The organism is Marimonas arenosa (assembly GCF_030848945.1).
GTDB classification, from domain to species: Bacteria; Pseudomonadota; Alphaproteobacteria; order Rhodobacterales; family Rhodobacteraceae; genus Marimonas; species Marimonas arenosa.
Genome location: NZ_JANHAX010000003.1, coordinates 550,042 through 569,525 on the forward strand (window position 1 = coordinate 550,042; position 19,484 = coordinate 569,525).

The 19,484-nt window shown below is 63.1% G+C and carries 16 protein-coding genes; 2 read left to right on the plus strand and 14 right to left on the minus strand.

Annotation, left to right across the window (positions count from 1 at the left end; translation table 11 throughout):
- Nucleotides 1-8: 8 nt before the first annotated feature.
- The 8 genes from NO357_RS12880 to NO357_RS12915 all read right to left on the minus strand — a co-directional run bounded on the left by NO357_RS12880 (nt 9) and on the right by NO357_RS12915 (nt 9,807).
- Nucleotides 9-1,046, minus strand: a complete 1,038-nt coding sequence (locus tag NO357_RS12880; protein ID WP_306736078.1) for an ACP S-malonyltransferase — start codon at nt 1,044-1,046, stop codon at nt 9-11.
- Nucleotides 1,043-3,232 (minus strand): thiamine pyrophosphate-dependent enzyme, encoded by a 2,190-nt coding sequence (locus tag NO357_RS12885; RefSeq protein WP_306736079.1) that lies wholly within the window; start codon nt 3,230-3,232, stop codon nt 1,043-1,045. The genes NO357_RS12880 and NO357_RS12885 overlap by 4 nt, the downstream gene beginning before the upstream one ends.
- A gap of 493 nt (nt 3,233-3,725) precedes the next feature.
- Nucleotides 3,726-5,087 carry an aminotransferase class III-fold pyridoxal phosphate-dependent enzyme gene (locus tag NO357_RS12890; protein ID WP_306736080.1) on the minus strand — a complete coding sequence of 454 codons (1,362 nt, stop codon included), beginning with the start codon at nt 5,085-5,087 and terminating at the stop codon, nt 3,726-3,728.
- Nucleotides 5,088-5,160: 73 nt separating this feature from the next.
- Complete coding sequence (locus NO357_RS12895) at nt 5,161-5,928, minus strand: carbon-nitrogen hydrolase family protein (RefSeq protein ID WP_306736081.1); 768 nt, start codon at nt 5,926-5,928, stop codon at nt 5,161-5,163.
- A 20-nt stretch (nt 5,929-5,948) separates the two neighbouring features.
- Nucleotides 5,949-6,980, minus strand: a complete 1,032-nt coding sequence (locus tag NO357_RS12900) for an extracellular solute-binding protein (protein WP_306736082.1) — start codon at nt 6,978-6,980, stop codon at nt 5,949-5,951.
- Nucleotides 6,981-7,811 (minus strand): ABC transporter permease, encoded by an 831-nt coding sequence (locus NO357_RS12905; RefSeq protein WP_306736083.1) that lies wholly within the window; start codon nt 7,809-7,811, stop codon nt 6,981-6,983.
- Nucleotides 7,811-8,728 (minus strand): ABC transporter permease, encoded by a 918-nt coding sequence (locus tag NO357_RS12910; RefSeq protein ID WP_306736084.1) that lies wholly within the window; start codon nt 8,726-8,728, stop codon nt 7,811-7,813. Before NO357_RS12910 ends, NO357_RS12905 begins: the two co-directional genes overlap by 1 nt.
- Nucleotides 8,728-9,807 (minus strand): ABC transporter ATP-binding protein, encoded by a 1,080-nt coding sequence (locus NO357_RS12915; RefSeq protein ID WP_306736085.1) that lies wholly within the window; start codon nt 9,805-9,807, stop codon nt 8,728-8,730. The genes NO357_RS12910 and NO357_RS12915 overlap by 1 nt, the downstream gene beginning before the upstream one ends.
- Before the next feature lie 99 nt (nt 9,808-9,906).
- On the opposite strand from NO357_RS12915, the gene NO357_RS12920 reads away from it, so the two are divergent.
- Nucleotides 9,907-10,692 carry a helix-turn-helix transcriptional regulator gene (locus NO357_RS12920; RefSeq protein ID WP_306736086.1) on the plus strand — a complete coding sequence of 262 codons (786 nt, stop codon included), beginning with the start codon at nt 9,907-9,909 and terminating at the stop codon, nt 10,690-10,692.
- Between the two features lie 120 nt (nt 10,693-10,812).
- On the opposite strand, the gene NO357_RS12925 is transcribed toward NO357_RS12920, so the two are convergent.
- Both NO357_RS12925 and NO357_RS12930 read right to left on the minus strand, forming a co-directional pair.
- Nucleotides 10,813-11,838, minus strand: coding sequence for a hypothetical protein (locus NO357_RS12925; protein WP_306736087.1), 1,026 nt, complete (start codon nt 11,836-11,838; stop codon nt 10,813-10,815).
- Between the two features lie 83 nt (nt 11,839-11,921).
- The gene (locus NO357_RS12930) at nt 11,922-12,113 is read right to left on the minus strand and encodes a YgaP family membrane protein (RefSeq protein WP_306736088.1); all 192 of its coding nucleotides are present in this window, start codon (nt 12,111-12,113) and stop codon (nt 11,922-11,924) included.
- 536 nt (nt 12,114-12,649) lie between these two features.
- Here NO357_RS12930 and NO357_RS12935 point away from each other — a divergent pair.
- Nucleotides 12,650-14,035, plus strand: a complete 1,386-nt coding sequence (locus NO357_RS12935) for a M20 family metallopeptidase (protein WP_306736089.1) — start codon at nt 12,650-12,652, stop codon at nt 14,033-14,035.
- A gap of 192 nt (nt 14,036-14,227) precedes the next feature.
- Here NO357_RS12935 and NO357_RS12940 read toward each other — a convergent pair whose 3' ends face one another.
- The 4 genes from NO357_RS12940 to NO357_RS12955 are packed head-to-tail and all read right to left on the minus strand — an operon-like array spanning nt 14,228 to nt 19,443.
- The gene (locus NO357_RS12940; RefSeq protein ID WP_306736090.1) at nt 14,228-15,934 is read right to left on the minus strand and encodes a dipeptide ABC transporter ATP-binding protein; all 1,707 of its coding nucleotides are present in this window, start codon (nt 15,932-15,934) and stop codon (nt 14,228-14,230) included.
- Nucleotides 15,931-16,860, minus strand: coding sequence for an ABC transporter permease (locus tag NO357_RS12945; protein WP_306736091.1), 930 nt, complete (start codon nt 16,858-16,860; stop codon nt 15,931-15,933). The genes NO357_RS12940 and NO357_RS12945 overlap by 4 nt, the downstream gene beginning before the upstream one ends.
- 2 nt (nt 16,861-16,862) lie before the next feature.
- Nucleotides 16,863-17,831, minus strand: a complete 969-nt coding sequence (locus tag NO357_RS12950) for an ABC transporter permease (protein WP_306736092.1) — start codon at nt 17,829-17,831, stop codon at nt 16,863-16,865.
- Nucleotides 17,832-17,883: 52 nt separating this feature from the next.
- Entirely contained in the window at nt 17,884-19,443 is a 1,560-nt protein-coding gene (locus tag NO357_RS12955; protein WP_306736093.1) for an ABC transporter substrate-binding protein, read from the minus strand.
- Between the last annotated feature and the right edge of the window lie 41 nt (nt 19,444-19,484).

Genomic DNA, 19,484 nt, shown 5'->3' on the forward strand with positions numbered 1-19,484 from the left:
GACGGCGGTCAGGCCGGATCGGTCGCGAGACGGCGCTGATCTTCCCGACCCATTGACAGAATCATCGGGGTTTGCGCGGTCAGCCGCTGGAAATCGGCTTTACCGGTCATGCCGCGCCAGCCCCCCTGGATGAGCGATTGCGCCACGGCGCCGCCCAGCGTGTCGCCGGGGCCGGTGAGGATGAAAAGGTCGGGGGCGAATTCGCGCGCGGCCACCTGGATGGCGCGGGTGAAGTCGTAGGCTTCGGTCACCTGATGCCCGAGCGTGTAGGCGTGCAGCCGGTCGGTATCGCAGGCATGTGGCCACCAGATTGCGCCGCGACCGTCGATCAGCGGCAAGACCGGTTGCGAAAAGAAATCTGATGTCAGGGTTTCGCGGGCCTCCTCGGCCACCGGCTTCTGGAGCGCGGTATGGAAGGCGGCGTGGTTGGCCAGCCGCATCGGGAAACGGGACTGGGCGGGCGGGACCGCGGCCTCGAAGGCCGCGAGCCCGGCTTCGTTGCCGGCCAGAACCAACAACCCGCCTAAATCGATCGAGAGTCTGAGAAGGTGGCCCTCGCGGGTATCGACTTCGGCGGCAAGTGCCAACAATTCGGCCTTGCGGGCGGGGTCGGGGCGCCAGTCCTCACCGGTGTGCGGATAGACGACCTGGCCGCCGATCAGGTGTTCCTGCATCAGGCGGCCCATGGTGTTGACGAGGGTGAAGCCATGCTTCGGAGACACGGCCCCGGCGGCGGCAAGGGCGATATACCAGCCCATGGAATTGCCAGTGACAGCGACGATCTCGATGTCCTCGGCCAGAGCCTGCGCGTCGAGCAGCGCGCTGGCGTAGATCAGCGGTGAGGCGACGTCGCCGCGGGAATAGGTGGCCACGGAATAGCGGGCGGCGCTGTCGAGCGCCGTGACCGTCTCCTGACCCGCGGCGACGCGGGCGGCGTCGAAATCGGCCAGCCAGGGGTGACCTGCGTGGTGTCGCGCGAGATAGCCGAGTTCGGTCTTGGTGTAGGTGCCCCTCCCGGGGCAGACGAGCACGGCACGGCGGGTCATTTGCTGCGCTCCACGAGGGCTTTCGCGGCTGCCGCGATCGTGTCGGCCGAGGGCATCGTGGCAGCATAGGCGGGGCCAGTGGCGATGAAGCTCATCTCGGCGGCGAGGCGGTCTGCCAGGACCGACGAGCGGCTGGCGAACAAAGTCATCAGTTCTTCCGAGAGATTGCCACGGGCGCGGCATTCGTCGACGATCAGCACCGCCTTGCAGTCTGCCGCGGCGGCGAGAATGGTGTCCTCCGGCAGGGGCGCGAGCCAGCGGATGTCGATGACGCGGGTGTCAATGCCCTGTTCTGAAAGAGCTTTCTGCGCCTGCCGCGACAAGTAATGGCCGTTGCCATAGGTCACGATGGCCAGGTCCGTTCCCTTACCATGCTGACCGATTTCACCGAGGCCGATACGCCGATCGGGGGCGGGATAGGGCGCCAGCCAGCCCGCGTCCTTTTCCGCATACAGGTCGCGCATCGGGTAAAGGGCGATGGGTTCGAGAAAGACGACGACGCGGTGCTCCTCGCGCGCCAGACGGACGCACTCGCGCAGCATCATCGCGGCGTCGGGGCCAGTCGAGGGGCAAGCAAGGATGAGACCGGGAATATCGCGCAGCACGGCGAGCGAGTTGTCGTTGTGGAAGTGCCCGCCGAAGCCTTTCTGATAACCAAGCCCGGCGATGCGCACCACCATTGGGTTGGTGAACTGGCCGTTGGAGAAAAACGGCAGGGTGGCAGCTTCGCCGCGGAGCTGGTCCTCAGCATTGTGGAGATAGGCGAGGAACTGGATCTCTGGGATCGGAACAAAGCCGTTATGGGCGAGGCCGATGGCGAGGCCGAGGATGGATTGTTCGTCCAGCAGCGTATCGATTACCCGGTCGGGGCCGAACCGCGACTGCAATTTCTGCGTCACGCCGTAGACGCCGCCCTTGCGGCCGACATCCTCGCCCATCGCTACTATTTCGTTGTGCTCGAGCATCAGGTCGTGGAGCGCGAGGTTGATCTGCCGCGCCATCGGTTGTGGCTCCTCCGCCATCTTGAGATCGGCGCCGAACAGCGCGGCGCGAGCCTGCGGGTCTGGTCCATTCGTCGGCGTACAGTTCTGTTCTGGCGGAATCAGCGAGGCCATGACATCCGCAGCCGTATGGAGGTGGGGGCGTTTGACCGCTTCGGCGGCGATGGCGTTGGTGCGGGTCAGGGTTTCCTGGTAGATCGCGAGGGCATTGTCCGGGGAAAGCGCTCCGAAATCGTTAAGCAGGCGCACGGAATGCAGCAGCGGATCATTGGCCTCGTCCGCTTCGACCTCGGCCTTGGACAGGTAGGTCGTAGGCATGTCGGCGCCGGCGTGGCCGTAGAGCCGCACTGTCTTCAGGTGCAGGAACGCGGGTCTGCGGCGGCTGCGGACGTAATCGGCGGCCTGCCGCGCCACGGCGTAGGTCTCGAACAGGTCGAGCCCGCTGGCGGCGAAGTATTCCAGTCCGGGGCGATGGCGCATCGAAGCCTCGACCCAGCCGTCCGGCGTTTTGACCGAGATGCCGATGCCGTTGTCCTCGCAGACGAACAGCAGCGGCAGCGGAGTGTGCTGCACGGCGGTCCAACCGGCGGTGTTGAGCGCGCCTTGGGCGGTGGAATGGTTGAGCGAGGCATCGCCGAACGAGGCCATTGCGATGCCGTCTTCGGGCAGGCTGCGATGATCCGGCGGGTTGCGCTTGGCCAGGCCCAGCGAGAAGGCCGCCCCGACCGCCTTGGGCAGGTGCGACGCGATGGTCGAGGTCTGCGGCGGAATGAAAAGCTCTTTCGATCCCAGCACCTTGTGGCGGCCACCCGAGGTCGGATCCTCGGATGAGCAGGCGAAGGAAAGAGCCATGTCCCAGGCGATATTCTGACCCGGCACCTGGTCGGCGCGGGCGATCTGGAAGGCGGCATCGCGGTAGTGCAGGAAGGCGATGTCGGTCGGACGCAGGGCATGCGCCACCGCGGCCATGCCTTCGTGGCCCGAGGAGCCGATGGTATAGAAGCCGGTGCCGGCCTTCTGCATGGCGCGCGAAGTCAAGTCGAGCGCGCGGGAAAGGCACTGGGCGCGGTAGAGCGACACCGCTTCGGGTGCGGTGAGGCCGGGCGCGGGCGGTGAGCCCGGAGGAAGGTCGTTCGCAGCCACGCGGCGCAGGAAATTGTCATGCACGATCTGGGCGCGGTCCATGGTCTGTCCTCTGCGGTTACGTCCCTAGAGATGGCGCAGGCAGGCGGCGGGTTCCAGTAGAAAATGGGATCGCGCACCCGCCGCGACGGGCTTTTCGAATTCGCAGGGCTTGCCGGATCGTGAAGCCACCGTCCCGCGCGGTTAACGCAATTTTTCGACGAATAAGCGGAGTATGGCAACCCGGCTGGCAGGCTGGCTGGCACATCGTCTGGCGCGCGGTGGGGCAAGGTTGCGGTAAGGTTCGGGTTGACCGGGCGCGCGGTGGTTGCGGATGCCGGTTCGGAGAAGCGGGTTTCGCGGGTGGGGCAGGCGGCGCCGGGTATTGGGCAGGAACTGCCGTTTGAAGTGTCGCGAAACGTTCATGCCTCGCACCGCCCGGCGCGCAGGCGCCAAGCCCGACCTCCTCCCCCACGGGAGGGCTTGACGTATGCACGCCTCAATGCTGTTCGGGTATGACCGCTCCGGGCCAACAGTTCCCGGGTCGCCGCGTCAGTCAGATCCCGAGCCCGTCACTCACCGTCTCGATGCTTTCTCGCAGGATGGCTCCGATGTCATCGATCATCGGTTCGTCCATGATCAGGGTCGGCGACAAGATCAGGATATTGCCCAGCGCCCGGGCAATCAGGCCACGTTCCTGGCACGCGCGCGAGACGGCGAGGCCGATCATGGCATCGGCGGCGAATTCTTCGCGGGTGTCCTTGTTCTTCACGAACTCGATACCGATCATGAAATGCGAGCCACGGACCTCGCCGACCATATTCATGTCGATCAACCCGCGCAGGTTCGACTCGAACCGCTTACCAGTGGTGCGCACCCGTTCGGGGATGTTCTCGCGCTCGAGGATGGCGATATTTGCAAGCCCGGCGGCGGCCGCCGCCGGGTGGCCGGAATAGGTCATCCCGTGCAGGAACATCGCATCGGGACCGGAGATGACCTCGTGAATTTCGTCCGAGATTATGGTGGCCGACAGCGGCTGATAGCCCGAGGTCAGCCCCTTGGCGGTGGTGATGATGTCGGGCGTGTAGTCGTAGACGTCCTGACTGGAAAACATGTGGCCCAGCCGGCCCCAGGCGGTGACGACCTCGTCGGCGACATAGGCGATGTCGTGTTCGCGGGTGATTTCATGCATCCGCTTGTGATAGCCCGGCGGCGCGGTGATGACGCCACCGGCGCCCTGGATCGGCTCGGCGAAGAACGCGCAGATGTTGTCGGCGCCGATGCGGTGGATGGCATCGAGCATGTCTTTTTCAAGTTCTGCCAGGAAGTCCTCGTCACTGAGATCGGGCGCCTCGCGATATTTGTGTGGTGCGCGCAGGTGGGTCACCAGCCCTTCGACCGCGCCCCAGCCCTCGGCGTATTGTGGCGTGGTCAAGGCCATCGCCATGTGGGTCGAGCCGTGATAGGCCCCCATACGGCTGAGTATGTGCTTTTTCTGCGGTTTGCCGCGAAGGTTGTTGTAGTGGTGCAGGACGCGCACGGCAGTATCGTTGGCGACCGAACCTGAATTGCCGAAATAGACATTGTTGAGCCGTCCGGGCGCAAGGCTTGCCACCTTCTCGGCCAGTGCCGCGGCAGCGGGATGGGTGAAATTGTAGAATGTCGAGTAGTAGTCGAGAGTCTTCAGTTGTTCGGTGATGGCGTCGATGATCTCGGGCCGGCCGTGGCCGACGTTAACGCACCAGAGCCCGCCGATGCCGTCGATCATGCGGTTGCCTTCGCTGTCGGTGACGTGGGCACCCTCAGCCGCGACGATGGCGGTGCGGGCGCCGTCCTGTTTCAGTGCATGGAGATTGGCGAAGGACTGGATCAGATGGGTGTCCGCGGTCAGGATGTCGTCGGTGGTCATCTTGTTCATGTGATTTCTCTCCCTGAAAAAATGTGGCGCGCGCCTGAATTCGGGGCCGCGGAAAACGATTGCGCCGAGCAGGTCATGGTGTGACTTCGCGGTAGTCGGTGCTTTGGGTTGACAGAAGTGCCGGGTCGTAGGTTTTGGCGATGTCGGTGACGAGCAGAGTTTCGGTCGTGCTGGCGGCAGCCAGCGCCCGGGCGTCCGGCCCCACGATCACCGAATGGCCGCCGAAGCCCAGGCCATTTTCGCTACCGCAGAAATTAGCGTAGGCGATGGTCAGGACGTGTTCCGAGGCGCGTGAGGGGACGATCGCGGTCGAGACATGTTCGAACCCGGCGGGGTTGGCGGTGGGCACGAGGATGAGCGTGACGCCCTGGTCGGCCAAAGCCTTGACGTGGTGGGCGAATTCGACGTCGTAGCAGATCATCAACGCCGTTTTGTGGCCTTGGTAGTCGAACAGGGTGTAGCCGTTGCCGAAGGCGAAGCTTTGCTGTTCCATCGGGCCGAAGAGCTGGATTTTGCGGTAATGGCCGAGGATTGCCCCATCGGGGCCGAAGGCCGTGGCGGCGTTATAGACCTGATCGCCATCGCGCTCGGCCCAGCCGATGGTCAGGCCGCATCGCGCCGTCTCGGCCAGTTGGCCGAGACGGTCGCACCAAGCGCCGCCCAGCGGTTGGGACAGGGACGCGTGCAGCCCGGGTTGGTTGTAGCCCGGCAGGAAAAGCTCGGGGAAGACGGCCATGCGCGCACCGGACAGAGCCGCGGCGCCGAGTTGGGCCTCGATGCGCGCGAAGCCCTCCTCGATATCGCCCTGGATCGGTGGGCCCTGATAGAGCGCCAGTTTCATGGCCGTCCCTCCTTTTCGTCTTACTTCTTCAGGTTGGTCCAGATCGTGTCATAGACCTTCTGCACCTCTTCCGGGCAGGCCTGCACGAACTGGGGGTTGCCGCCCGCGGGCGGGTTGAGCTCGGGCGCGGTCTTAAGTGCCTCGTCGAGGAAGGGCTCGACCCCGGCCACGCCGGCGGTGTAGCGGGCATAGTTGGTCACCGCAGCGGCGTTTTCGGGTTCGAGCAGGAAGTTCATGAACTTCAGCGCGTTGTCGCGGTTGGGCGCATCCTTCAGGAGAACGACATTGTCCATCCAGACGATGTAACCCTGATCGGGATAGGCGTATTCGATGTTGGCGCCTTCCTCGCGGGCCTTCATGCCGAAGCCATTCCAGATCATGCCCGCGGCGGCGTCACCCGAAACCAGTACATCCTTGGCCACGTCCGAGCCGAAACTGGCCCAGTTGGCCTTGGCGTTCTGTACCAGGTCATTGAGGGCTTTCAATTGCTCACGGTCGGTCGAACATTGCGGGATACCGAGGTGCAGCGAGGCGAAAGTCAGGGTTTCGCCCGCGGTGTCGAGCACGTTGATCTTGCCTTTCAGCTCTTCCGGCGGATTGAAGATGATGTCGGTGGTCTGGATGTTGCCGGAATAGACATCGCGGTTGACCGAGAACGAGGTCGAGCCCCACTGGTAGGGGATCGAGCTTTTGCGGCCGGGATCGAAGCTGACATCCGCCCATTGCGGCAGGATGTTGCCTTTGTTCGGCATTTCGTCGTCGGTGAAGGTGTCGAGCATGCCTTCGTTGCCGAGGATTTCGACCATGTAGTCGCCGGGCACCGCCACGTCATACTGGCCGAGCTTGCCAGCTTTCAAAGCGGCGAGCAGGGCCTCGTTGGAGTCGTAGGTGTCCAGCGTGACCTCGACATCGTATTCCGCTGCGAATTTGTCGAGCAGTTCCTGTGGGATATACTCGAACCAGTGGTAGATCGAGAGCTTGCCTTCGGCGGTGGCGACCGAGGCCATCAGCGACAGGGCAAGCGCGGAGGCAGCCGTTTTCAGAGTTTTCATTTATGTCTCTCCTGTTGGGTTGGATTTGCGGTTTTGGCCCATGCGGCCGGCGAAATAGGACAGCGTCACGAAGGTGATCGAGACCATCAACAACAGCGTCGAGATCGCCATGATATTGGGTTTGATCCCCTGTTTCACGGCGCCGAAGATCGCGGTGGGGAGCGTCTCGACCCCCGCACCCTTGACGAAGTTGGTGATAATGAAATCGTCGAGCGAGATGATGAAGGCCAAGAGGAACCCCGAGACGATGCCGGGGGTCATCAGCGGCAGCAGGATAAGGCGGAAGGCCTGCCATTTGGTGGCATAGAGATCCTGCGCGGCCTGTTCATAGACATCCTCGATGCCCTCCATCCGGGCGGCAATGGGCAGGTAGGCAAACGGGATGCAGAAGACGATATGGGCGATCAGGATCGACAGGATGCCGGTCTGAAAACCGATGGCGGAAAAGAAGATCAGCGTGGCGACGGCGGTCACGATCTCGGGCACCATCAGCGGCAGCGAGATCAGGCCGAAGCTGAAACTGCGGCCGCGAAACTGGCCGGCGCGCAGCATGGCGGTGGCCGCCATGGTGGCGATGACGGTGGCGGTGGTGGCGGCGGCGGCGGCGATGGTCAGCGAGTTGATCGCGGCCCGCTTGAACTTGTCCGCCTCGAGGCCCCAGAAGACGTCTTCGTACCAGCGCAGAGAAACGCCGCCCCACAGGGTGATCGACGGGGAATCGTTGAAGGAATAGATCGCAACGATGACGAGCGGCGCGTAGAGCAGAAACAGGCAGAGCAGAGTCACGGCCAGGAAGCCCGGGAAGCGGCGGAGGTCGGGTTTGCGGGCCATCAGGCGCTCTCCCGATCCTGGTTGCGGGCGTAGACGATGAGCACGATCAGCACCATGCTCAGCAGGATCATCGCCGCTGCCGCGCCGAAGGGCCAGTTGCCGGCGGCGCCCTTGAACTGTTCCTCGATCAGGCTGCCGATCATGAAGTTCTTGGCCCCGCCGAGCAGGTCGGGGGCGAGGAAGGCGCCGAGACTCGGCACGAAGACAAGAATGCAGCCAGCGATGATGCCGGGTTTGACGACCGGGATGATTACCTGCGTCAGCGTCACCCAGCGCGAGGCGTAGAGATCGGCGGCGGCCTCGGAGAGCGCGAAATTGTAGCGCTCGACCGCGGCATATATCGGCAGCACCATGAAGGGCAGGTAGGAGTAAAACAGGCCGAGCTGCACTGCGAGGTTGGTGTTGATGATGTGGATCGGCTCGTCGATCAGCCCGGCGTTCAGCAGCCACTGGTTCATCGGGCCGTTGTCGCGGATCAGGAATTTCATCGAGATCGTGCGGATCAGCAGGTTGACCCAATAGGGCACGGTGATCAGGAACAGCCAGACCGTTCGGCTGTGGGCGGGCCGGGTGGCGATGAACCAGGCGGTGGGAAAGCCGATCAGCAGGCACAAAAGCGTGGCCAGCCCCGCCTGCCAGATCGAGCGCCAGAAGATCAGGATGTAGGTCCATTCGATCTTGGGCTGCTCGTCTCCGAACAGGCCGCGATCAAAGAAGAACTGGTCATAGGCGGCCAGTGTCGGCTCCCAGATCACGCCGCCACGGAACTCCTTGGTGAGGAAGGAATAGGTGGCCATGATCAGGATCGGCAGGACAAGGAAGATGCCGATGATCACCCAGGCCGGCAGGATCAGCAGCGGTCCGCGGCCGGCATAGGTGCGGGCGGCGCGGCCCCCGGTCGGTCCCAGCCCGGCCATCAGTCGATCAGCAGGCGCGCGGCGCCCGCCTCGAAGTTGAGACCGATGGTTTCGCCCATGGCGGGGATGCGAGTCCCGGCCGAGTTCTGGACCCGGGCGGTGACCACCTCGCCATCGGTAAGCGTGATATCGACATGCATGTCGGTGCCGAGATAGATCAGCCGCGACACCGTGCCGGTCAAAAGCCCTTGCGCCGGGTCGGAGAGCGAGACCCGTTCGGGCCGCACCGACAGGTGGCCGCGGCCGGAATGCGCGCCCTGGGCGGCGGGACAGGTGAAATGATTGCCACCGGGCAGGGTGCAGGTGGCCTGACCGTTGTCGATGCCGGCGACGGTGACGTCGATCAGGTTGGTCTCACCAATGAAATCGGCCACGAACTTGTTGTCGGGCTCCTCATAGATGTCGCGCGCCGTGCCGATCTGCTGCAGCCGGCCGTCCGAGATCACTGCGATTCGGTCGGACATGGTCAGCGCTTCTTCCTGATCGTGGGTGACGAAGATGAAGGTGATGCCGGTTTCCTGCTGGATCTGCTGCAACTCGAGCCGCACCGCCTGCCGCAGCTTGAGATCAAGGGCCGAGAGCGGCTCGTCCAGTAGCAGCACCTTGGGGTTCGGCGCCAGGGCGCGGGCCAAGGCGACGCGCTGCTGCTGGCCGCCGGAGAGCTGGGCGGGCAGGCGGTCGGCGAACTGGGTGAGTTGCACGAGATCGAGCACCTCTCCGGCGCGCTTGCGGGCCGCCGCCTCGGACTGGCCGAGGCGCAGAAGGCCGAACATGACGTTGCGGGTCACGTCCATATGGGGGAACAGCGCGTATTGCTGGAACACGGTGTTCACCGGGCGCTTGTTCGGGGGCAAATCAACTATGTTGTCGCCGTAGAGACGGATGGCGCCCAGGGTGATGTCTTCGAACCCTGCGATGCAGCGCAGAAGCGTGGTCTTGCCGCAGCCCGAGGGGCCCAGAAGCGTAAAGAACTCATTCGAACGGATCGCCAGGGACACATCCGCCAGCGCGGTGAAATCGCCATAGCGTTTGGTCACATGATCGATGTCGACGGCAATGTCGCCCTGGTCTTCGGCCACGCTGTCCCCCTGCAAAGCCTTTGAATACCCCCTGAAATGGCCTATTCAGGTTAAGACGGGGAATCCGGGGGGTATATACCCCCAGAGAGGTATGCAGAGATGCCCAATCAAGAGGCAGAGGCGCGGCTGGCCCAGACGATTGGGTCGCTGGAGGGCGACGGATTCCCGCCGGCGCTGGGTCAATGGCTGCGAGCAGAACTGCCGCATGACAACCTCACCATCCTGGCCTATTTCCAGGGCCGGGCGCCGGTGGCGCTTTTCGCCGAGGCGGCGCAGCGACAGGTGCACGAGAATTTCGACCGGGTCTATCTCGGTGGGGCCTATCTGCTCGATCCGTTTCATGATCTGCACACCAGTCAGGCGGCGCCCGGGGTCTACCGGCTGAGCGAGATCGCCCCGGACCAGTTCCACCGCAATCCTTACTTCCTCGACTATTACGCCAACACTACCATGGTCGATGAGATGGCTTTCGTCGCCTATCCGGCGCCGGGCGTTTCGCTGCATGTCTGCCTCGGCCGGGACACCACCTCGAACACGCGTTTCGCGGCCCGCGACATCGCCCGGGCGCGGCAGCTGGCGCCGGTCGTCGGGGCGCTGGCGGTGCGGCAGTGGGCCGACCTGGCGGACCAGGGGGTTTATTCCGAGGCCGAGGTGACCGAACGATTGATCGCGGCACTGGCGGCGACGCACGGGGTCAAGCTGTCGGTGCGGCAGGCGGAGGTGGCGCTGCTCATTCTGCGGGGGCACTCCTCGGTGTCGATCGGGCTGCGCCTGGGGATCAGCCCACAGACGGTGAAGGTGTTTCGCAAACAGCTTTACCGCAAATGCAGCATCTCCTCGCAGGCTGAGCTGTTTACCCTGCTTCTGCCGCTTTTGGGGCGGTGAGCGCCGCCGGTCGGAAGTGGGACCCGCGGGCGGCGGTGGAATTGAGTATTTCAGCCAAGAAAGAAAGCGGACGTGCTGCTCTTGCCTGATGAAAATGCCCGGTTGGCGTGGCGTTTCGGGTCAGCCGCCACAGATGTTCTGTAGCCGGAGCCAGTCGGCGTCGGAGACCAGCGGATCGGGCGGCGTGGCGGCGAAAGGGTCAGCCTCGATCAGGCCGAGCGTGGTTTCCCCGGTGATGTCGCGCGCATAGGCATACGGGGTCGAGCGCACCGACCAGGCCTTGAAGCCCGCCAGCAGGGTTTCGTCGTCGAGCGCCACCGGCGTGGCGGTGAGCAGCGTCTCGGAATAGGCCTGAAGCTGGGCGTCGGTGAGACTGCCGGTGGTCAGCAGACGGATGGTGGCGGCGAGGCCGGTCTGCGACAGCAGACGGTGCAGCGGGTCTTCAAGCTCGGCGCGCAGATGTTCGGCGATGACATAGCCGGCGGCAACATCGGGTTCCTCGTAGTCCTCGAACAGGGCCCGGCCGAGCAGGATAATGCCGCCTGGCAGGTGGCCGGCCTCGGTCACGCCGCCGCGCAGGGCGACGAGCCGCGCCGGACCTTGCGGCGAGGGCAACCGGTCCGAAAGCCGGTCGAGTGCCGGCAGGGCCTGAGCCTCGTCGCAGGGGCGACCGGCAACCCGGCGGATATTGGCCAGCAGGGCCTCGCCAATCTCCTGGCGCTTGACCTGGGGGACGACCGACACGGCGTGATCGAGCAGCGCGCCGGGCAGCCAGAAGACGCAGAGTGCCGCAACGGCTGCGAAGGACAGCGCCAGTGTGACGAGGCGCAGGCGCCCGGGGTGGGGGCGGGCGCGTTCGACGGCGGTGCGCAGTTTCTCGATCGCCTCGATCATCTCGGCTTCGTTGTTGGCAAGCTCGAGGGTTTCGCCGGGGTCGCCGTCGGGGTGGAAGATCGCGGGCAGGATGCCAGGATTGGCCCGGGCCACGGCAGGGATCGACCAATGCGCCAGCGCCCGGTCGTTGAGGTCGGAAATGGTCAGCGTCGCCTCGCCGATCGAGACGATGACCTCGCGGCGCTGGTCATCGGGCGTGGCCCGCCACAGGCCGGTCGCTTCCAGCCGGTCATATGCGCTGAGTGCGGTCATCTGCGGGCCTGCTCTGCCTCGTTGTTAACCAAACGATAGCATGGGCAGGCCCGGGCGGGCAATTCATAGGTGGTACCCGGCGATCAGGCCGGTTTAAAGCCCATCTTGCGGAAGGCCCAGGCTGCGGGGCAGAGGCCGGTGAAGGCGGTCTGGAACAGATTGGCGCCGACGAAGACGGTGAGCCAGACAAAAAGCGGGTGCACGAAGACGGTGAGCAGCACCGACAGGATTACCATGAAGCCTGCGAAGGCCATGACGGCTTGGGATACGGTCATAAGTTCAGTCCTTTTGCGTGGGGCAACTCCCCGGGGAGTTGCGAACTAACATTCCAAATACGGAATACTTTGATTCGATGCAAGAGGGAGTGTCGCAGAGCGAACCAGTCAGCCGGGTCGGGATCGATGACTGGCGATTGCAGGTTCCTTGCTGAACAGAGTCCAGCCTGCAGCGAGCGGCAAGTTTGAGCCCAAGGCGAAAGTGCTGAAAGAACCGTATCTGCACTCGCGGCATTTCCGTCCCCGCAAAGCCGAGAGAAGTGAAGCCGCGGTGCAGCTGTGAAAGCAGCCGCTCATGCGGCGTGCCGCGAAGTTGTAACGTCAATGACTGTGTCGCGGGAGAAAGCGGCCTTTGGCTGGTTGCGCATTGACTGGGCATGCAGTCAAATCTGGACATTTGCGAACCGTGGGTGGAATGGCCGTTTTCAGATGTAAAGTGGCCTTGGCCACACCAACCCCTAAAAAGGTGGCAACCGAAATCCGCGCCGAAATTAAGCCCATAACGTGAAAACAAACAGAAGAGGAAAAAGAGCGCTATGTCCCAACGTTCAGAGGTCGTCACTTCAGCGCAGGCTCTGGTCGACGAAGGCCGTTTCGCTTCAGAATTGGCCAAGCTCGTTTCCCGCCCGACGGAGAGTCAGAACCCGCAGCGACGCGACGAAATGCGATCCTATCTCGAAGAGATGCTGGTTCCGCGTCTGACCGAAGCCGGGTTTTCCTGCACGATACATTCCAACCCGCAGGGCAATCCGCTCCTACTGGCGCGGCGTGTTGAGGATCCGGGCTTGCCCACGATCCTTGGCTACGGGCATGGCGACGTCACCCGGGGACAGGACGACGAATGGGGTGAGAACCGCAAGCCATTCGAGCTTCGGCAAGAAGGCGACCGGCTCTATGGGCGAGGCACGGCTGACAACAAGGGCCAGCATCTGATCAACCTGCTCGCGCTCGAATGCGTGCTTGCGGCGCGTGGGCGACTTGGCTTCAATGCGACATGGCTCATCGAGATGGGCGAGGAAACCGGTTCGCCCGGCCTTGAAGAGTTCTGCACCGGGAACCGCGATCTACTGGCGGCGGACCTGCTGATCGCGTCAGACGGGCCGCGGATGTCGACGGACGTGCCTCTGGTGTTTCTTGGCGCGCGGGGGGCGGTGAACTTCAATCTGACCGTCGAACTGCGCGACGGTGCCCATCATTCGGGAAACTGGGGCGGGCTTTTGGCCGATCCAGCAATAATTCTGGCTCAGGCGCTGGCCACGATCACCGACCCGCACGGACAGATACGGGTGCCGGAATGGCGCCCGACCAGCCTGACGCCGGATATTCGCGCCGTTCTTGCGAGGCTGCCCTTGCCGGTCGGGCCGCAGGTCGATCCGGAGTGGGGAGAACAAGAGCTGACTCCGCAAGAACGCGTCTACGGTTGGAATTCCTTTGCCGTGCTCGCCATGGAAAGCGGCAATCCCGCGGCCCCGGTCAATGCAATTTCCGGGACGGCGCGTGCGACCTGCCAGCTTCGGTTTGTCACTGGGACCGACGCCGATGACATTCTGCCGGCACTGCGACGCCATCTCGATGCCGAAGGGTTCGATCAGGTGCGGGTCGAACAGCAAGAGAGCGGATACTTCCCGGCCACCCGGTCCGACCCGAACAATCCCTGGGTCAAGCGTGTCGTTGACTCGCTACAGCGAACGACCGGAAAGGCACCGCACCTCGCGCCCAACCTTGGCGGCTCACTGCCCAATCATGTCTTCATGGATGCGCTGGGGTTGCCGACAATCTGGATCCCGCACTCCTATGGCGGCTGCAATCAGCATGCCCCAGACGAACATATGCTGATCCCGGTGGCACGACAGGCCCTGGGCCTGATGGCCGGGCTCTATTGGGATCTGGGCGCGGATGCCGGCCAGGGTTTTCAAGGGTGACAGGTTGGATGAGTGGTGCTGACCTTGACCCGTGACCCGCGATCCGCGACCCCGAACCTGATCCAGGGTCTTTGATACCCGGAAAAAAACGAGGTCCCGGATCAGGTCCGGGTCTGCGTGGCGCCAGGTTTCGAACAGCGGCACAAGGGCTGAAGGCGACAGCCCTTGTACCAGACCCTATCCGCCGGAACACTATGCCTCTCCAAGCAGTTCCATGCTTGGCATGAGCTCCAAAAGGTGGCGCGAGTATTCATGCCGAGGCGTCTTGAACAACGTCTCGGCATCGGCAACCTCGCAGAGTTGTCCGTGCCGCATCACCGCGATCTGGTCGCACATCTGGCGCACGACCGGCAGGTCGTGGCTGATGAACAGCATGGTCAGGCCAAGCTCCTGCTGTAAGTCTTTCAGAAGGTTGAGGATCGTGGCTTGAACCGATACGTCAAGCGCGGAGGTTGGTTCGTCACAGATCAGGATGCGCGGGCGCGAGGCCAGGGCCCGGGCGATGGAAATTCGCTGCCGTTGACCACCGGAAAACTCATGCGGATAGCGCAGGGCGGCCTGCGCGCCAAGTCCGACATGGTTCAGCAGATCGCCCACGATGCGTCGGGTCTCGGCCTCGTTCTCGGTCAGACGATAGAACCGGATCGGCTCGGCCACGATATCCATCACCCGCATCCGCGCATTGAGCGAGGAATAGGGATCCTGGAAAATCATCTGCAACGCTCGGCGGGCTTCGCGGGCCGCTGCACTGTTCGGGCGCGTAGACACATCCTGCCCCAGCACCCGGATTGTCCCGGCATCGGGCCGGTAGAGCCCGGCGATCAGCCGCGCCACGGTCGATTTTCCCGACCCGGATTCGCCGACAAGGCCAAAGGTTTGACCTTCGGTCACGGTGAACGAAACATTGTCCACCGCCTGCAACATCTTGCGATTACGTTTCAGCACCGCCTTTTGCAGCACGAAGGACAGGTCGAGGTTCTCGACCTCGATCGCCTTGCCCGTGCCGCGATTGTCCCGTGACGCGCCCAGCCAGTGGGTCTGAATATCGATCCGTTCAAACGGCTTGTTGCCGCCCTCGATGTAGTCGACCGAGGAGAACCGCTCGAGCTTGCGGTCGGCGCGGGGCACGGCGGCGATCAGGGATTTGGTGTATTCATGCTTGGGCGCGCCGAGGATTTGCGCCACATCGCCGGTTTCCACCACTTCGCCGCGATACATCACCGCGACGCGGTCGGCGATATTTGCGATGACGCCAATATCGTGCGTGACGATGATCACTCCAAGGTCGCGCTCGCGGCAAAGCCTTTTGATCAGATCCAGAATTTGGGCCTGGATCGACACATCCAACGCGGTGGTTGGTTCGTCGGCGATGATCAGGTCCGGGTCCCCCGCCAGCGCCAGCGCGATCACCACGCGCTGCCGCATGCCGCCCGAAAACTGGTGCGGATAGGCGCGTAGACGCGCCTTGGCCTCGGTGATGCCGACCTGTTCCAAGAGTTCGATGGCCCGCTCTTCGGCCCTGGAACCACGCAGGTCACTGGTCTTTTCGATGGTCTCGACCAGCTGCGCCCCGATCGTCATCAGCGGGTTGAGCGATGTCTGCGGATCCTGGAAAATCATTCCGATCCGGTCACCTCGGACGCGGCGCATTTCGGCTTCGCTGCGTCCGCGCAATTCCTCGCCTTCGAACAGGATCGACCCGGCACTCACCCGCCCCGGCGCTTCCAGCAGGTCGATGATGGCATTACCGATGGTGGATTTTCCGGCACCGGATTCACCGACCAGTCCGACAACCTCGCCCGGTTGGACCGTCAGGCTGACACCGCGCGCGGCATGAACCGTGCCGCGACGGGTGGGGAAATCGACATCGAGGCCGCTGATTTGCAGAAGGTCTGTCATCGTAGTTTCGGATTGAGCGCGTCGCGCATCCAATCGCCCAGAAGGTTGACGGCAAAGACAAGCACCACCAGTGCGATGGCCGGGAAGAAGGTGATCCACCACAGCCCCGAGAACAGGTATTCGTTACCCACCCGGATCAGCGTGCCCAGCGACGGGGTGGTCGGCGGAATGCCTTGGCCGAGGAAGGACAGGGTCGCCTCGGCGATGATCGCCAGCGCCAGGCCGATGGTGGCAATCACCAAGACCGGGCGCAGCGTGTTGGGCAGGATATGGCGCAGCATGATCATCCAACCGGGCAAGCCGATGATGCGGGCGGCCTGAACATATTCCTTGTTGGCCTCGACCATCGTCGCCCCGCGCGTCACGCGGGCGAACTGCGGCCAGTCGGTCAGGCCGATGGCGATGATGACCACGTAAATGGCGAATTCTTCGCGCAGCTCCAGCGGCAGGGCAGCGCGTCCGATCCCGTTGATCAGGATGGCCAAAAGGATGCCGGGAATGGTCAGCTGTACGTCTGCGATACGCATGATCACCGCGTCTGTCACCCCGCCGACATAGCCCGAGATCACACCCAGTGTCACACCCAGCACCATGCCAAGACAGACTGCCGCCAGCCCGACGAGGATCGACAACCGACCACCATAGAGGATTGTTGACAGCATGTCGCGGCCCTGGTTGTCGGTGCCAAGCAGGTATTGCGGCTGCCCGCCGTCAATCCAGGCCGGAGGCAGCTTGCCGTCCCAGAGCGAGATTTGCGCCGGATCGAACGGGTCGAACGGCGCGATCAGCGGTGCGAACACACAGGCCAGAATGGCGATTAGCGTGATCGTCGCAGCAACGATGGCACCGGGCGAATGCAGGAAGGACCAGACGATGTCGTTGTCCTTGAACCGCTCCCAGCGGGTCATCGGGCGGTCTTGTTGCATCGTCACTCCCCCAGCCGGATGCGCGGATCGACGATGAAATAGAGAATGTCGACGATCAGGTTGATCAGAACGAAAAGCAGCGCGACGAACACCAGATAGGCCGCCATGATCGGCACATCGACGAAATCGACCGCCTGAATGAACATCAGCCCGGTTCCGGGCCACTGGAACACCGTTTCGGTGATCACCGAAAAGGCGATCAATCCGCCGATATTCAGCCCGATGATGGTGATCACCGGCACAAGGGTGTTGCGCAGCGCGTGGCGAAAGTTGATGGCGCGTTCCGACAGGCCCCGCGCCCGGGCGAACTTGATGAAATCGGTCTGCATCACCTCGAGCATCTCGGCCCGCACCAGCCGCAGGATCAGGGTGAGCTGGAACAGCGACAGGGTGATCGCTGGCAGAATGATCGCGCGCCAGCCATCCACGGTCAGAAGCGAGGTTTTCCACCAGCCGAATTCGATGGTGCCGCTGCGTCCGGACGAAGGCAACCAGCGGAGGTGAACGGCGAAAACATAGATCAGCGCGATACCGATTATGAAAGTCGGCAGGCTGACCCCGACAAGCGAGACCGACAGGATCGACCGGCTGATCCAGGATTTTCGCCGAATTCCGGTGTAGATGCCCAGAGTGATCCCGACGAACAAAGCAATGATCGCACTGACGAAAACCAGTTCCAACGTTGCTGGAAGACGTTCGAGTATCAATTCGTCCACCGGTCGTTTGATCCGGTAACTGAGGCCGAAATCGCCGCGCATCATGTTTCCGAGGAACCGCGTGTACTGGGTCAGGATCGGATCATCGAGGCCCAGCTGCTGACGGATCTCGATGCGCTGTTCGCGCGTGGCATCCTGGCCGACCATGTTGTTGACCGGGTCGCCGACAAAGTTGAACAGCGAGAAACTGACCGCCGAAACGATGGCCATCACAAGCACAGACTGTGCAAGCCGCTTGAGGATGAAGAATAGCATGAAAGCCCCGGTCAGACCCGGGGCGGGACCAAGGCCCGCCCCGGGGTTTTGCTTATTTCATGACTGCAAAGCGCGGCCGGAAGGCGTCATCCGCCGCGATCTGGATGTCGACATTGTCGGCGATCCCCCAGGCCAGAACCTGGTGGTGGATCGGCACATAGGGCATATCCGCCTTCACCTGTTCCCAGGCCTCATCAATCATGGCGGTGCGCTTTTCGATATCGATTTCCGTGGTGATCGCCTTGGTGATCTCGTTCACGCGGGGGTTGTTGTAGCCCGTCGCGTTCCACGACCCCTCTCCGTCCAGGAGGTACGAGAACACATAGTGGCTGTCCAGTGTCGGCACGCCCCAGCCCAGCATGTAGAAGTCGGATTCCCGGTTCTGGATCTTGGGGAAGTGCTGTGCTTTCGGGATCGCGTCGAGATTCACCTTGACGCCGATCTTGGCCAGCATCGCCACCGCCGCCTGACAGATCTTCTCGTCGTTGTTGTAGCGGTTGTTCGGGCAATCGAGCCGGATCGAGAACCCGTCCGGGTATCCCGCCTCGGCCAGAAGCGCCTTGGCTTTTGCCGGGTCGAAGCCGTAGGACGGGTCGTTTTCCGGCGTATTGCCCAGCACGCCCGGCGGGGTGATCATGCCGGTCGGGAAGGACAGGCCCTCCATCACGACACGCTGGATTGCGTCCTTGTCGATGGCAAGGTTGAAGGCCTCGCGCACCCGCGTGTCCTTGAACGGGTTGCCGTCCACATCAGAGGTACGCAACTTGTCGACGCCCTGGTCCATGCCAAAGAAGATCGAGCGGATCTGCGCCACCGTTTTTACGCTAAGCCCATCGGCACCCTCGATACGTTTGAGGTCCTGCAGCGGCGGATCAAGCACGAAATCGACCTCTCCTGACAACAGCGCCGCGACGCGGGTGGCGGCATTGGTGATCGGGCGGTACTCGATCTTGTCGATATTGCCGGGGAACTTGCCTTCGCCCCACCAGTTGGGGTTACGGGCGAGCACCGTCATCTCGTCGGGCGCGCGGCTGACCAGTGTGAACGGGCCGGTGCCGTTGGCGTTGCGCACGGCAAAGGTTTCTTCCTTGGCCTTGAAGTCCTGCGGCGCGGTCACGTTATTGGCCTCGGCCCAACCCTTGTCCATCATGTAGATCGAGGTCAGCTGGTTTGGCAGGATCGGGTTGGGGCCATCGGTCATCAGCTTGACGGTATGATCGTCGATCACCTCGACGCTGGTGACGTTCTTGGCCTGCTCCTTGTAGTCCGAGGCCTCGTGATTGGCGCGTTCAAAGGAAAACACCACGTCCTCGGCGGTGAAATCCGATCCGTCATGGAATTTCACGCCCTGGCGCAGCTTGAAGGTCCAGCCATCGGGGCCGGCTTCCCAGCTTTCTGCCAGCTCGGGCTGCAGCACGAGATCGGCGTCGCGGGTGACCAGCGATTCATAGATCTGGCCGTTCATCGCGATCGTTGGGCCTTCGTTCTGCGAGTGTGGGTCCATGGTGAGCGCGTCACCCTGGCTGGTCCAACGCAGGACGTTTTCGGCCGTTGCAGGGCCGGTGACCATCAGCGCAGCTATCGAGACGGCAATCATTTTCTTGAATTGCATTTCATTCTCCTTGTTGTAAGCGAGCGTCGCGCCGTGACCGG